Annotated in this window: 13 protein-coding genes; 6 read left to right on the top strand and 7 right to left on the bottom strand. The window is 64.5% G+C overall.

Features of this window, described 5'->3' with window-relative positions:
- The 4 genes from WJW29_RS06030 to WJW29_RS06045 form a co-directional block, all read right to left on the bottom strand.
- Positions 1–188, bottom strand: a 188-nt coding sequence (locus WJW29_RS06030; RefSeq protein ID WP_143702108.1) for a transposase, incomplete at its 3' end; no start/stop codon positions are given.
- A 678-nt stretch (positions 189–866) separates the two neighbouring features.
- Complete coding sequence (locus tag WJW29_RS06035; RefSeq protein WP_075239304.1) at positions 867–1,904, bottom strand: patatin-like phospholipase family protein; 1,038 nt, start codon at positions 1,902–1,904, stop codon at positions 867–869.
- A 507-nt stretch (positions 1,905–2,411) separates the two neighbouring features.
- Positions 2,412–3,422: a TIGR00266 family protein gene (locus WJW29_RS06040; RefSeq protein WP_011260790.1), complete on the bottom strand. Its 1,011-nt coding sequence runs from the start codon at positions 3,420–3,422 to the stop codon at positions 2,412–2,414.
- Positions 3,423–3,610: 188 nt separating this feature from the next.
- Positions 3,611–4,456: an ATP-binding cassette domain-containing protein gene (locus tag WJW29_RS06045; RefSeq protein ID WP_011409777.1), complete on the bottom strand. Its 846-nt coding sequence runs from the start codon at positions 4,454–4,456 to the stop codon at positions 3,611–3,613.
- Between the two features lie 159 nt (positions 4,457–4,615).
- Between WJW29_RS06045 and WJW29_RS06050 the strand changes: the two genes are divergently transcribed.
- The 4 genes from WJW29_RS06050 to WJW29_RS06065 are packed head-to-tail and all read left to right on the top strand — an operon-like array spanning position 4,616 to position 8,461.
- Positions 4,616–5,821, top strand: a complete 1,206-nt coding sequence (locus tag WJW29_RS06050) for a fatty acid desaturase (RefSeq protein ID WP_011260788.1) — start codon at positions 4,616–4,618, stop codon at positions 5,819–5,821.
- Between the two features lie 52 nt (positions 5,822–5,873).
- Complete coding sequence (locus WJW29_RS06055) at positions 5,874–6,206, top strand: EF-hand domain-containing protein (protein WP_011409775.1); 333 nt, start codon at positions 5,874–5,876, stop codon at positions 6,204–6,206.
- Positions 6,207–6,254: 48 nt separating this feature from the next.
- Positions 6,255–6,992 (top strand): ATP-binding cassette domain-containing protein, encoded by a 738-nt coding sequence (locus WJW29_RS06060; protein ID WP_011409774.1) that lies wholly within the window; start codon positions 6,255–6,257, stop codon positions 6,990–6,992.
- Complete coding sequence (locus WJW29_RS06065; RefSeq protein WP_011260785.1) at positions 6,989–8,461, top strand: glycine betaine ABC transporter substrate-binding protein; 1,473 nt, start codon at positions 6,989–6,991, stop codon at positions 8,459–8,461. The genes WJW29_RS06060 and WJW29_RS06065 overlap by 4 nt, the downstream gene beginning before the upstream one ends.
- A gap of 286 nt (positions 8,462–8,747) precedes the next feature.
- On the opposite strand, the gene WJW29_RS06070 is transcribed toward WJW29_RS06065, so the two are convergent.
- On the bottom strand, positions 8,748–9,929 hold the full coding sequence (locus tag WJW29_RS06070; RefSeq protein ID WP_011260784.1) for an aminotransferase class V-fold PLP-dependent enzyme: 1,182 nt from the start codon (positions 9,927–9,929) through the stop codon (positions 8,748–8,750).
- A 71-nt stretch (positions 9,930–10,000) separates the two neighbouring features.
- Between WJW29_RS06070 and egtB the strand changes: the two genes are divergently transcribed.
- Both egtB and egtD read left to right on the top strand, forming a co-directional pair.
- Entirely contained in the window at positions 10,001–11,284 is a 1,284-nt protein-coding gene (gene egtB, locus WJW29_RS06075; protein ID WP_011409772.1) for an ergothioneine biosynthesis protein EgtB, read from the top strand.
- Positions 11,281–12,267 carry an L-histidine N(alpha)-methyltransferase gene (gene egtD / locus WJW29_RS06080; protein WP_011260782.1) on the top strand — a complete coding sequence of 329 codons (987 nt, stop codon included), beginning with the start codon at positions 11,281–11,283 and terminating at the stop codon, positions 12,265–12,267. Before egtB ends, egtD begins: the two co-directional genes overlap by 4 nt.
- A gap of 44 nt (positions 12,268–12,311) precedes the next feature.
- Here egtD and WJW29_RS06085 read toward each other — a convergent pair whose 3' ends face one another.
- Both WJW29_RS06085 and WJW29_RS06090 read right to left on the bottom strand, forming a co-directional pair.
- Entirely contained in the window at positions 12,312–13,589 is a 1,278-nt protein-coding gene (locus tag WJW29_RS06085; RefSeq protein ID WP_011260781.1) for a type II toxin-antitoxin system HipA family toxin, read from the bottom strand.
- The gene (locus WJW29_RS06090) at positions 13,586–14,206 is read right to left on the bottom strand and encodes a helix-turn-helix transcriptional regulator (RefSeq protein WP_011260780.1); all 621 of its coding nucleotides are present in this window, start codon (positions 14,204–14,206) and stop codon (positions 13,586–13,588) included. Before WJW29_RS06090 ends, WJW29_RS06085 begins: the two co-directional genes overlap by 4 nt.
- Positions 14,207–14,243 lie beyond the last annotated feature (37 nt).

The raw sequence follows: 14,243 nt of genomic DNA on the forward strand, positions 1-14,243 counted from the left end.
CACTGCCAGTACGTGGTGCCGTGACGCTGGAATCGACTGTGCGCGGTAGCGGCGCACCGCGGACAAACAAAGCCCTGTGGCCAGCGCGAGATCTCCAACGCCTGCTCGCACTGCTGCGCGTTGCCATAGCGCTTGAGGAACGCCGGCAACGACAGCCCGGCTTGGAACTGCACACGATTCATGGCCATGATCTGGTCTCGGTGGAGCGACGGTCCTAGCATCGACCGGTCGGCTCTCACTGGCTGCGACTGTGCTGAAAGATCGTGCTAATCAGGAAACCTATTGGGCGAATCTGGATTACCAGAACTATGGCGAGCCGCGCTTTGTCAGTGTGTCGCTGCGCTGGCGGTATTGAGGCAATAGGCCAGGCGTGTTCCGATCACCGTGCAAGCGTAGCAGCGCTGTTATCGGGACAGGGCGGCATCAACGGCAGTCGTCTTATCGGGACGCCATCGCGGCCAAGGCCGCTCCTACAAGAGCGGCAAGCGTTGCGCTTGCTCTGCTCAGTGCATCGATGACATGCACAAGCTGCCAAGCGATAGAGCGCTGTAGGAACCGCCTGGAAGGCGAGGCATTTCCGTCGTGCTTTCTACACGCCACCAGAGCAGCTTGGTTGGCGTGCAATTCACCCGCCGGATGCGTGCAATCCACTCACGCGACAAGGTGGCGGTGATCGGCATAGCTGTAGGAGCGGCCTTGGCCGCGAAGCTCTTCCATCACGCTTCGGTAGAGCGACCACCGCATCGTCGTGGTGCAGGACAGGCCCAGGCCGCGCCGCCGCCGCACCCGTCATCACGCAGCACCGCGCCGGTTCTACAACGCCTGTATCAAGCTGCCCGCGTGGCATTTGCACGACTGCAACTGCATCACGGCGCCACGCAGTCCTCTTCCTTGCCGCGCAATTTTTCCCAACGCGAGCGTTGTTCCAGGCAGCGCTCGTACGCTTGCTGCTTGGCCGCTTTGGCCTGATCGGCGGCGGTCCGTGTTGCGCTGCTGCGCGCGGCCTGCAGCTGCGCGATCTTGGCGCGAATCTGCGGCATCGCCGCCATTGCAGCGCGCTCGCCTTCCAGGATTGCCGCAGCACGCTGGTTGAAATCGGCCGAGCCGATATCGTTGACCTTGGGGCGAATGACCACGTCGGCACGTTTGAGTTCTGCCTCGCCCAGTCGCTGGCCCATGATCGAGATCGACTGGTTCACCGTGCCCAGCAGGTCGCCCGGATTCTTGCCGCTGGCCTTGCTGGAAATATCCACCGCCACCACGAATTCGGCACCCAATTGGCGCGCTGCATCCACCGGCACCGGGCTGACCACGCCGCCATCGACGAAGTGGTATTTGCCGATGGTCACCGGTTCGAACACACCCGGAATGCTGCTGGACGCCCGCACCGCCTGACCAGCGTTGCCGCGCACGAACACGGTGCGCTCGCCATCTTCCAGTCGCGTGGCAACCGCCGCGAACGGCTTGCGCAATTTTTCGATCGGCTTGCCGCCGAGCTGCTCGTTGACGTAGTCCTGCAGCTTCTGGCCTTGCACCAGCCCACCGGAAAACAGCCGCACATCGCGGATGCTGGTCTGGTCGAGCGCGACGGCCTTTTCCTGCATTTCGAATGCGTCCATACCACTGGCATACAGCGCACCCACGACGCTGCCGGCACTGGTGCCCGCCACCACCACCGGCGCGAAGCCGTTGGCCTCGAGCATCTTGATCACCCCGATATGCGCAAAGCCCTTGGCCGCACCGCCACCGAGCGCGACACCGATCTTGACCGGCTCGGGGGCCGCGTCCGGCGGCGCCTGCACCACGGGCGCCGGCGCCGCCGGACGCGGCTCGCCCCCGCAGGCGGTGAGCAGACCGAGCATGGACAACAGGGCAAGCGAGCGTGAGCAGCGGGGCGCGATCATGGCGAAAACGTCGATGGGGAAGGCGAGGCAGAATACACGCGCGCTGTCACCGTGGCGCTGGTGGTTGGCGTGAGTGGATCGCATTCAGACGGCATCGTCTGCAGGCGTTGCACTCCCTTCTCGCCTCGGGAGAAGGTGGCGCGCAGCGCCGGATGAGGGTGCGAGCGGAGCCTGATGCCTTCCCATTCCACGTGTGGCTTCGCCCCGTACCCTCAACCCGACCCTCTCCCGCGGGGAGAGCGGCTCCGGTTCCGTGCGGCGATGGACGTGGCTGCGGTCAGGGCGCCGTCATGGCACCAACGACCCGGACGCCTGCCTTCTCCCGCCGGAGCATCGTCCTCCTTCATGGAGGAGACGGTGGCGCAAAGCGCCGGATGAGGGTGCGCCTCAGGTACCTGCCAGTGCCTGGAGCGACACACGCGTCGCCATGCGCCGTCAGAAGTGACACGACGCTTGCTTCGCCCCCGAATCCAAATCGCCATCACGCCGACCCGCTGCGTCAGCCAATCAAAACCGGTTATCGCCATCCAGCAAGCGGCCCAAGCCGCCCAGCACCGAGCCTTCGCCGCGCTGTTGGCCACCGCCTTGCGGGGCGGCCTGCAGCATGCGGCCGGCCATGCGCGAGAACGGCAGCGATTGCAGCCAGACCTTGCCCGGGCCGGTGAGGGTGGCCAGGAACACGCCTTCGCCGCCGAAAAACATGCTCTTCAGACCGGCGACGCGGCGCACGTCCATGTCCACGCTGGCGTGATAGGCGACCACGCAGCCGGTGTCCACGTCGATGCACTCGCCCGGCCCCAGCTCGCGTTCGACAACCGTGCCGCCGGCATGCACGAACACCCAGCCGTCGCCTTCGAGCTTCTGCATGATGAAACCCTCGCCGCCGAACAGGCCGGTGAGGATCTTGCGCTGGAACGCGATGCCCAGCGACACGCCACGTGCGCCGGCCAAAAAGCTGTCTTTCTGGCAGATCAGCTGGCCACCATGCTCGGACAGACGCAGTGCCAGCACGGTGCCCGGGTAGGGCGCGGCGAACGCGACCTTGGCCTTGCCGCTGCCGGCGTGGGTGAATATGGTGGTGAACATGCTTTCGCCAGTGACCACGCGCTTGCCGGCCGACAGCAGCTTGCCCATCAGCCCGCCGCCACCGCTCTGGCCGGCATGCGAGCCGTCGCCGAACACGGTGTCCATCTGCACGGCGGCGTCCTTGTACATCAGCGCACCGGCCTCAGCGATGGCGCTTTCGCCCGGGTCCAGCTCGACTTCGACGAACTGCATATCGTTGCCGACGATGCGGTAGTCGATCTCATCTGCGCGCCCGGCCGTGCCGGCAAGCGGTGGCGGCGCGCTGCTGCCGCCCTGCAGTTCGGCCAGCTGACGGGCCGGGGTCCAGCCATCGAGCCCATCGCGCCAGGCCAGCGCGTCAGGTTGGCGCTGCGCATGCGCGCGGGCGCTGGCGTCGTCGAGCGGGCCGATACGCTCGGCCTGTCCGGGAGTATGGAAATACCACTGCGCCATCGGGACGACTCCTGCTCTGTGTGTGCGGCGAGTCTAAGCGCAACCGCGGCGGCGGCGTCCCGTGTCCAAGGTCATGTCTGCAGAGCGTGGTTGTGACGCGGTTGCGGCCCGTCCGGAGCGCGATCCCGCGCGTCGTCGGTCAGCTCGTGCAAGGACAGCGCTGCGCGAGCTGAGGGGTAGGGTGGCCGTTACTCGCCAATCGTGGCCCAATAACGCTCGCCATCGCGTTGTACCCGCACCGGGCCGTCGAACACGGCCGACAGGCTGGCATCGGTGAGCAGCGCGTCGCGCCCGCCGTCGGCCACGACCTTGCCGGCGCGCAGCAGAATCACCCGCGCGATCTCCGGCACGATTTCTTCGATGTGATGGGTCACCAGCACCAGCGTGATGCCTTGCTGGGCGAGGTGCCGCATCGTATCGAGCAGGTGCTGGCGCGCGACCAGGTCCAGCCCGGTGGACGGCTCGTCCAGCAGTAGCGCCTGCGGGCGGTTGACCAGCGCACGTGCGATCAGCACGCGGCGCGTTTGGCCGGCCGACAACTCGGCAAATTGCCGGTCCAACAGCGGCAATGCACGCGCCAGGGCAAGCGCTTGGCGTGCGCGTGCGCGCATGTCGTCGCTGATCTCGCGATGCGGCGGCACCACGTAGCTGGCGAAGAACCCCGACAGCACCGCACTTTCCACATCCAGCCCCGGCATGTCGGCCAGATTGACGCTCAGATCGCCGGTGACGATGCCCAGCTGCGAGCGCAGGCGATCCACCTGCCAGCGCGTCTGTCCCAACACTTTCACCGCCGGCTGGCCATCGGCGCGCGCCAGCGGGTACAGCTCGCGCGTGATCAATTTGATGAAGGACGATTTACCGCAGCCGTTGGGGCCGAGGATCGCCGTGTGCTGCCCCAGCGCGATGCGCAGACGCAGCGCATGCAGCACACGAACCTGGCCGCGCACCACACTGGCTTGGTCGAGTTCGATCAATGGAGCGGGGTTCGCAGCAGCAGCCAAATCGGCAGCATTCTCGGTCGCAACAGTCATACGGATGACATCAGGCGTAGTGGGCAAAGGCGTTGGGAAGAGGACGTGTGAACCGCTTTAGAAACGTAGATGCGACCCTACGCATCCGGAGGGTGAAGTTTGCCGCGATCGCCCCCATCATGTCTGCACCAACCCGAGAGCGCTGCTGTGGAGATGCCGATGTTGTCCGAACCGCTCATCGACTTTTTGACGTCAGGCGTTGCAAGGCTGGGTGTGTGGGGCATGCTGGCGGTGCTGCTGGTGTTCACTCAGCTCACCATCTTTGCGGTGACCTTGTACCTGCATCGCAGCCAGGCGCATCGCGGTGTGGATTTCCACCCGGTCATTGCGCATTTTTTCCGCTTCTGGACCTGGTTTACTACCTCGATGATCAGCCGCGAGTGGGTGGCGATCCATCGCAAGCACCACGCCAAGGTCGAGACCGAAGAAGACCCGCACAGCCCGCAGAGCAAAGGCATCTCGCAGGTGTTCTGGCGCGGCGTGGAGTTGTACCGCGAGGCGCGCACGCAGCGCGCCGATATCGAGCAGTACGGTAAGGCCGCGCCGACCGACTGGATCGAGCGGCACCTGTACACGCCGCATGCCAACGCAGGCCCGGTCGCCTTGCTGGTGATCAACTCGGTGTTGTTCGGGTTGCCGGGTATCGCGTTGTGGGCGGTCCAGATGGCGTGGATTCCGTTCTGGGCCGCCGGTGTGGTCAACGTCCTGGGCCACTGGTGGGGCTACCGCAACTTCGAATCGGCCGACACCTCCACCAACCTCACGCCTTGGGCGCTGCGGATCGGTGGCGAAGAATTGCACACCCACCATCATGCCTTCCCGAGTTCGGCACGCTTTTCGATGCGGCGTTGGGAGCTGGATATCGGTTGGGTCGTCATTCGCAGCGTGCAGGCGTTTGGCCTGGCCAAGGTGTTGCGGGTGGCGCCGTCGCTGGATATCCGACCGAATATCGCCGTGCTCGATGCCGATACGCTCAAGCCGCTGTTGTCGCACCGCTTCCAGGCAATGACCGACTATCAGCGCAATGTGCTCAAGCCTGCATTGCGCGAAGAGGCGGCTGCTACCGGCGCCAAGCTGCGCGAGTTGCTGCCGCGCCGCTTGCGCAAGGGTCTGGTCGATGACGGGCGCTGGCTCAAACCGGAGGCACGCGCGCAGTTGCAGACCTGGGTGGCGCAGCGTCCGCGCATGCGCACCCTGGTCGAGTACCGTGCGCGGCTGACGGCCGTGCTGGAAGCGCGCAGCCACGATGCCTCCGAACGGCTCAGGCAGTTGCAGCAGTGGTGCCATGAGGCCGAAGCCAGCGGCAATGCCGCCTTGCAGGCGTATGCAGCGCGGCTCAAAGGGGATGCGCTGAGTGGCGCCTAATGCGGGCGGCAGGCGCGCAGTGGTGCGTGAACATGGTGCGTGCGGCGTGAGCATGCGTCGTTTGCTGATTGCATGTCTTGCATCCTTGCCTGCGGTTGCAGCGCAGGCCCAGGTGCAGGACAGCCAGCAGTATCTGCAACGCATGGACACCGATGGCGATGGGCGGGTGAGTCTTGACGAGTATCTGGCCTGGATGAGCTATGCCTTCGACCAGCGCGATACCAATCACGATGGCGTGCTGCAAGGCGATGAACTGCCCGGCCGGCGTGGCAAGCCGATCACCCGCGCGGCGCATCGCGCCACCTTGATCGAGCGCTTCGCGCGGCAGGATGCCAATGGAGATGGCTACCTGAGCGCGCGCGAATTGCTGGCGCCGCCACGTTGAGGCATGCCTTCGCGCGCGTCTGACGCTGTGTTCGGCAAGCTCTGCCGCATGTTCACTCTCGATCATGTCAGCCGCCGCTACGGCCAGGCCATCGCGCTCGACGCGGTCTCGCTAACCTTCGTCGGCGGCAGCACAACCGCGCTGATCGGCCCCAGCGGCGCCGGCAAATCCACCGTGTTGCGCATGCTGGTCGGGCTGGAGTGGCCCGATAGCGGCACGGTCGCCTTCGACGGCACGCCATTGCAGCGCGCCAACCTGCAGGCGCAGCGGCAACGTATCGGCTACGTGATCCAGGAGGGCGGGTTGTTTCCGCATCTGGACGCGCGTAGCAACGCGACCTTGCTGGCACGGACGCTGGGTTGGGCGGCTGAGCGCATCACGGCGCGCCTGGAGACGCTATGTGCATTGTGCCAATTGCCAACGGAGTTGCTGACGCGCTACCCGGCCGAACTTTCGGGTGGTCAACGCCAGCGTGTGGGCCTGATTCGTGCCTTGATGCTGGACCCGCCGGCTTTGTTGCTGGACGAACCGCTCGGCGCACTCGATCCCATCGTGCGTTACGACCTGCAGGCGCAGATGCGCGAGCTGTTTGCGCAGCTGGGCAAGACCGTGGTGTTGGTGACACATGACGTCGCCGAAGCCGCGTATCTGGCCGACAGCCTGGTGCTGATGCGCGCTGGCCGCGTCGTGCAGCAGGGCAGTGCGCGCGATCTGCTGGAGCAGCCGGCCGATGCGTTCGTGCAGCGCTTTCTCACCGCGCAGCGCAACATTGGCGATGCCGCATGATGGCGCGTGCGCTCATCGCTGCGATGTTGCTAATCTGCAGCCTTGCCGCACACGCAGCGCAAGTCACTATCGGCTCGAAGAACTTCACAGAAGCGGTGATCCTGGGCGACATCGCCACCGCCGCCGGCAAGCGCGATGGCGTGGATGTGCAGCACCGCGCCCAACTCGGTGGCACGCGTATCCTGTGGCGCGCGTTGCAGACCGGGCAGATCGACGCGTATGCCGAATACACCGGCACGCTGGCGCAGGAACTGCTGCAACTGCCCACCGCCAGCCAGGCCGAACTGCGTGCAGCACTCGACGCGCGCGGGCTGGCGATGACCGATTCGCTGGGTTTCCAGAACACCTACGCATTCGGTATGAGGCGCGAACGTGCGCAGGCGTTGGGCATCGTCTCGCTGTCGGATCTTGCGCGGCATCCCACGCTTAAGATCGGTCTGAGCAACGAATTCATGCAGCGTGCCGATGGCTGGCCGGGTGTGCGTGCGGCGTACGCGCTGCCGCAAACCGCAACCGGGCTGGATCACGACTTGGCCTATCGCGCGCTGCAGAACGGTGCGATCGAAGTCACCGATCTGTACAGCACCGATGCGGAAATTCCGTATTACCAACTGCAGGTGCTGCGCGACGACCGCCACTATTTCCCCGATTACCAAGCGATTTTTTTATATCGCAAGGATCTGGCGCAACGCTCGCCGGCAATGTTGCAGGCTTTGCAGGGGCTGCAAGGGCGCATCGATGAAGCCACCATGCAGCGGCTCAACGCGCAGGTAAAACTGGAGCGGCAGTCCGAAGCGGCGGTTGCCGCGCATTGGTTGGGCCTCACGCCGGCCTCTGAAACGGATTCGCGTGTGGCGCGCTTGCTTCGGTATACGCGCGAGCATCTGGCGTTGGTCGGCATTTCGCTGGGGCTGGCGTTGCTGCTTGCGCTGCCGCTGGGTGTGCTGGCAGCGCGGCGTCCACGCCTGGGGCAGGTGGTGTTGTCCTTGACCGGTGTGCTGCAGACGCTGCCGTCGCTGGCCGTGTTCGTTTTCATGATTCCGTTGTTCGGTATCGGCGCCAAACCAGCGATTGCCGCGCTGTTTCTGTATAGCCTGCTGCCGATCGTACGCAATACCCACGCTGGGCTGACCTCGATCCCGCGCGAGCTGCGCCAGACCGCGCACGCGATTGGGTTACCGGCGTGGACGCGCCTGTGGCGTGTGGAACTGCCGCTGGCCCGCCGCACGATTGTGGCCGGCATCCAGACTGCCGCGGTGATCAATGTGGGTACCGCCACGCTGGGCGCGTTGATCGGCGCAGGCGGCTACGGTCAGCCGATTCTCACTGGCATCCGCCTCGACGATCTCGGCTTGATTTTGGAAGGCGCCCTTCCCGCCGCCGTGCTGGCACTGCTGGTGCAGGCGGCGTTCGAAGGACTGGAGCGCTGGGCGACGCCGCGCGGGTTGCGGATCAGTCAGCGGCAGTGACGTGTTGCGTGCGTCGGCAGTCGTGGGATCGCGATTCGGTGTTATCCGTAGTGACCCATCGCCGGCGAGCCCGCTCCTACAAAGATCGGGTCGATCGGCTTGCCGAGGGTCATGTGCACCACGTCGCTGTCACCACCCAAAATTTCGCGGAGCCATGACCTGTAGGAGCGCGCTTGCGCGCGATGAAGCCTTAGCGGCAATACCTCATTGCACGCAATCTGGCCTCGACGCGTACCGAGCCAACATCGCCGTTGATGCGTGGTATCCGACGCGCACGCGCGCCGTCTCATCCACCCGGAAGCGCAGCAATCACCTCTGACAACGCCTGCTCGGTCACGCTCAAATGCGGCGCAATCCGCAAGCGTCCGTGCCGGCGGGTGCAGATCACACCAAGCGTGGTGAGTGTTGTTGCCACTGCGTCCAATGCAACTGCCGATGGCCGCAGTGCGGTGAGATGCGGTGCATGTCCAGGCGTGCACCAGCTGCCCAGGTCACGCGCCTGCAAGGCCGTGTCCCAGTGCGTGGTCAACGCGCCCAAGGCAGCTGCGATGCGCGCCGGCTGCCATGCAGTGATCTGCTGCAACGCCGTCGTCGCCGTCGCGATCCGCAACGGGTCGGCAACCCCACCGGCATCGAATCGCCGTGCACCGCCGCGATACAGCGGCGCGGCGGCAATCGGAAATTCCCAAGTACTGCCGGCATCGCGGCCGATCCAGTGTTCTTCGATCGGCACCCCGTCTGTGCGCCACTGCGGTGCCACCCAGAGCCACGCCAATCCCATCGGCCCGAGCAACCATTTGTGCCCGACGCTGACCACGAAATCCGGTTGCCAGCGCGCTAGATCGGGCGGCAACACGCCCAGGCTTTGGCTCAGATCCAGCGCCAGTGCCGCCCCGCGTGCGTGCACGGCGGCGCTGATGCGGTCCAGATCCAGCACCCGCCCGTCCAGCCAGTACGCATGCGGCAGGCTCGCGACACGCAGCACAGGGGTCTCGGCAATGGTTTGCAGCACTGCATCGGTCAAGCTGTCCTCAGTGTCTGTGGGAACCGCCACAAGATGCGCACCGGCCTCTGCGCAGCGCCGCTGCCAGATCAACACATTGGAGGGGAATTGTCCTTCCAGCACCAGCACCGCGTCGCGACGGTCTAGTGGCAGATTACGTGCGACCGTGGCCAAGCCATGCGCCGCGGATGGCACCATCGCCAGGGCATCGGCATCGCCATCGAATAGCGCGGCGGCAAGCACGCGCAATTGCTCGATCTGCTGCAGCCATGCGTCGAATGGCAAGCGCCACGGCGCGGCCATCGCATCGACCGCCTGGTGCGCCACCTGCTGCACGGCGCGCAGCAATGGACCGCGCGACGCAGCATCCAGATAAGTGACCTCGGCAGGCAGCGCAAATGCGCGATGGCGCTGGGTCCAATCGAAGAGCGTGGGAAGCGTGCTGGACAGAAAAGACGATGACATGCCAACAGCTTACCGCTGCCTGCCACGCTGCCGACACGGCACGTTCACGGGCGCTACCCAACCATAGGGCGATGTCTGCACTCTCCCCTCTGCTGGTCCATCACCAGCAACGGCAGTTGACGCTGCTGGAACGTTACGCGCAGACACGCGCGTTGAGCGATCGTCTCGCCGCACCGTTAAGCGCAGAAGACGCGATGGTGCAGAGCATGCCGGACGCGAGCCCCAGCAAATGGCATCTGGCGCACACCACCTGGTTTTTTGAACGCTTCGTGCTGCAGACCGATCCGGCGTACCGCGTGTTCGACCCGGCCTGGGATTTCCTGTTCAACAGTTACTACCAGAGCGTGGGCCCGATGCATGCGCGCGCGTGCCGCGGGGTGCTGTCGCGCCCCGCGTTGCAGCAGGTGCGCGATTACCGTGCTGTGGTGGATGCACAGATACAGCAGCGCCTGCGCGATGGCCTACTCGACGCGCAGGCCTGCATCATCGTGCAGCTCGGTATCCAGCACGAGCAGCAGCACCAGGAGTTGTTGCTCACCGACATCAAACATGCACTGTGGAGCAATCCGTTGCAGACGGCGTATCGTGATGCCGCTGCGCCACCCACGGCCGTCGCCAGCACGTTGCGCTGGCACGCGCGCGACGAACAGATCGTCGAGATCGGGGCCGCAGCCTGGCCACAGGCCGACACCTTCGCCTACGACAACGAATCGCCGCGCCACCGCGTGCTGGTCGGCGCGCATGCGTTGGCGAACCGCGTGGTGACCAACGCGGAGTTCCAGGAATTCATCGATGCCGGCGGTTATCGCAGCGCCGTCGCCTGGCTCAGCGATGGCTGGGCGATGGTGCAGGCGCAAGGTTGGCAACATCCCTTGTACTGGGATGCCGATGGCCGCGAGTTCACGCTGGACGGTTGGCGTACGCGCGATCCGCATGCGCCGGTCTGCCACCTGAGTCTGTTCGAAGCCGATGCGTTCGCACGCTGGGCCGGTGCGCGCCTGCCCACCGAAGCCGAGTGGGAACAGGCCGCGACCGGCATGTCGGTGCAGGGCAATTTCGTCGACACCGATGCGCTGCATCCGCGTGGCGCCGAAGCAGTGGACACCGGCATCCAGCAGCTGTTCGGTGATGTCTGGGAATGGACCGGCAGTGCGTATCTGCCGTATCCAGGCTTTACGCCATGGCCCGGGTCGCTGGGCGAGTACAACGGCAAATTCATGAATGCGCAGTGGGTGCTGCGTGGCGGCAGTTGCGCCAGCCCCGCCAGCCATCTGCGTGCCAGCTACCGCAACTTTTTCCCCTCCGATGCGCGTTGGCAATTTGCCGGCGTGCGCCTTGCCAAGGATCTGCCTTGAACGCCGCCGCCCATGCCATGCAACGCGCGCACGCTGCGCTGACCGACCTGCGCCCACAGCCGGACGACATCACCGCCGATGCATTGGCGGGCCTGTCGCAAACGCCCAAGACGCTGCCATCGAAATATTTTTACGATGCGCGCGGCTCGCAGTTGTTCGAAGCGATCACCCGGCAGCCGGAGTATTACCTCACCAGCACCGAACTGGGCTTGCTGGAAGCCAGCATGGGTTCGATTGCCCAGGCCATCGGCGCCGGTGTGCACGTGGTCGAATATGGCAGCGGCAGTGGTCGCAAGACCGAGCTGCTGCTGCAGGGTCTGCGCGATGTGGTGGCGTATACGCCGCTGGAAATCTCGCGCACCGCGCTGCTGGAAAGCACCGCACGGCTGGTCCAGCAGTTTCCGCAGATCCAGATGCTGCCTGTCTGCACCGACTTCACCAAGCCGCTGCGTCTGCCCGATGCGCAGCGCCCGGCACGGCGCCATCTGGTGTTCTTCCCCGGCTCGACGCTGGGCAATTTCACCGACACTGCCGCCATCGCGCTGATGGATGCGATGCGCCAGACCATCGGCAGCGACGGCTGCGCGCTGATCGGCATCGATCTGGACAAGGACGTCGGGCTGATCGAAGCCGCCTATAACGACGCGGCCGGCATCACCGCCGAGTTCACCTTGAACCTGCTGGCGCGGCTCAACCGCGAGATCGGCAGCGATTTCGATCTGGACGGCTTCCGTCACCATGCGGTGTATGCGCGCGAACGCGGCCGCATCGAGACCTTCCTGATCAGCCAGCGCGACCAGCGCGTCCAGGTGGGTGGCCAGGACATTGCCTTCGCCGACGGCGAAGCGATGCAGGTCGAATACAGCTACAAGTACACAGATGCGCGCTTCGCCGAACTGGCCGCCGCGGCCGGGCTCAAGGTCACCCATGGCTGGAAGGATGCCAAGGATTGGTTCGGCCTGCGCCTGCTGCGTCCGCTGTGAGCGACCATGGCCGAGTGCAGCCGAGTGATACGGGTCGCCATCGATCAGTTCGATTGCAATAGTGTGCGCGTGCGTTGACAGGAAGCGGCGATGGCGTCCACCAGTGCATCCAGGACCGGATGCGCCACGCCGTCCTCTCGAAGTGCGACGGCAAGATCACGCGCCTGATCGGGCAAGGCGCTTGCAGCCATCGCCATCCAGGCCAGGCAGGCCGGTGCGTCCAGATGCAGCGTTTCGGCCAGTTGCCGCCAGTCGCCTGGCCGAATATCCCACCAGCGATAGTGGCTGCCGATCTTCATTGCCATCTTGATTTTGCGCTGTTGCAGCTGCGGATACGGCAGGGCGCTGGAAATGTCGTACAACGGCGCCAGCCGTACCTGCCGGTGTTGGCTGAGCAGTAGCGAATAGTTCTTCGCATGCGCATCGGTGCCGCCGATCAGGTAATTGAAGACCAGGGCCTGGAACAAGGTTTCTACGTCTTGCCGCGGTTGCGACGAGTGCGTCCACAAGAGTTGTGAGATCGCCTCCACCCCAGGACCGCCCTGGTTCTGATACTTGATGTGCGGCATCACCCCCAGCGCCTGACAGGTATCTTCCTGATGGATGCGCAGCAGCACTCCGTTAACACCGGTGCGGTCGTAACGTTTGACGCAAATGGCGGTTTCAGCGCCGACGCGCAGCGCCTGTGCGGTTGCGGTTGGCAGACCGATGCTGTGCGCCAGGCACAGGCAGAACAACTCGTTCTCGACGAACCCGTCGTATTCGCCGCTCGGTGGTTTGAGGATATGCGTGGTCGGGATGCGTCCGGCCGGGATGGCCCATTGCAGGCCGTCGTGCAGCAGTGCGATCTTGGCCTGCGCGCCTGCCAGGCTGAACTGCCCGACGTCATCGACTTGGCGCGCCGCACCGATGTCCTGCCGCAGCCTGCGCAAGCGTGCTTCCAGTTCGCCATCGGTGAGCGGTTCGATGCCATCGCTGGCACCGGACAGTACATCCTCAAGCCTAGCTTCGGTGACGAACTGCACCGCACCAGCGCAATCCTCGCCGACATGCGACAACAGGGCGAGCGGGTTGCGCGGCGAAACCTGGAACCTGGATGCCCAGCGTTGCAAGGTGGCTTCGTTGTCTGGCAGCAGGCCCCATAGCACTGCACTGACCGCCTCAGTCGGATGATGCTCCTTGCTGAGGGGAAGGTTCAACGACAGCGGTATCGCATTTTTCGAATGCTGCCAGTCCGGCGCGTAGGTGAATCGTGGATGCCCATGCTGATCGGGCGCCAGATGGCCGATCACCTGGTTTTCGATCAGCGCGACCAGTCTCACGGATCGGCCTTCTTTTTAGAAGGTTTCGATATGACCTTGGATATTTTCGTTGTCTCGCCAATCGTCGGACGATCAAGCGCGGGGAACCGTTTTTGCAAGGGCTCACTCACCAAATTTCTTTCATTTGGCGCATCGATCATCGAGGAATATCTATTCAGAGCTACTGCTGATGCTGCCTGTGCCGGACACTGCTCTAGAGCATCCACTGCCGAGAATGGTCTGTGCAAGTCGGCGTTTTTCAGCCTATCGAGCGAGGAGAATTGATTCTTGAAGATGTTGTTGTTAAACGCATTGAGAACGGTCGTTCCCAATCGTGAATTGGACCGGTTGTGTTCAATGATCGCGTCGAGATCGATCGGCGTCACGGTGCCGCGCTCAGGTGCGTTCGCCGGCGGAATCTGAGCAACGTCCGAGCTCAGAATCAACTCCAGCCCCAGCGCCTGCAGCGCTCTTAGGATCAGCTGCAGTTCCGCACGCGGCTTTCCTTTCTCGATATCGACGATCCACTGTCGGCTCACGCCGATTTCGTGGGCCAGGCGAGCCTGATCCCAGCCCAGGCGTTTGCGCCTGGCGCGGATGATGTTGCCGACATCGGAAGGAGTGCGGACCGTATCCATGGCTGCAATGTAACCGATCGGTTACATTGGTGCAATG

This window comes from Xanthomonas sp. JL1 (assembly GCF_038405005.1).

Bases quoted from the DNA above. Each gene is read 5' to 3' on its own strand.
- WJW29_RS06035 (WP_075239304.1), bottom strand. From the start codon at position 1,904: ATGATCGCGCCCCGCTGCTCACGCTCGCTTGCCCTGTTGTCCATGCTC.
- WJW29_RS06040 (WP_011260790.1), bottom strand. From the start codon at position 3,422: ATGGCGCAGTGGTATTTCCATACTCCCGGACAGGCCGAGCGTATCGGC.
- WJW29_RS06045 (WP_011409777.1), bottom strand. From the start codon at position 4,456: ATGACTGTTGCGACCGAGAATGCTGCCGATTTGGCTGCTGCTGCGAAC.
- WJW29_RS06050 (WP_011260788.1), top strand. From the start codon at position 4,616: ATGTTGTCCGAACCGCTCATCGACTTTTTGACGTCAGGCGTTGCAAGG.
- WJW29_RS06055 (WP_011409775.1), top strand. From the start codon at position 5,874: ATGCGTCGTTTGCTGATTGCATGTCTTGCATCCTTGCCTGCGGTTGCA.
- WJW29_RS06060 (WP_011409774.1), top strand. From the start codon at position 6,255: ATGTTCACTCTCGATCATGTCAGCCGCCGCTACGGCCAGGCCATCGCG.
- WJW29_RS06065 (WP_011260785.1), top strand. From the start codon at position 6,989: ATGATGGCGCGTGCGCTCATCGCTGCGATGTTGCTAATCTGCAGCCTT.
- WJW29_RS06070 (WP_011260784.1), bottom strand. From the start codon at position 9,929: ATGTCATCGTCTTTTCTGTCCAGCACGCTTCCCACGCTCTTCGATTGG.
- egtB (WP_011409772.1), top strand. From the start codon at position 10,001: ATGTCTGCACTCTCCCCTCTGCTGGTCCATCACCAGCAACGGCAGTTG.
- WJW29_RS06090 (WP_011260780.1), bottom strand. From the start codon at position 14,206: ATGGATACGGTCCGCACTCCTTCCGATGTCGGCAACATCATCCGCGCC.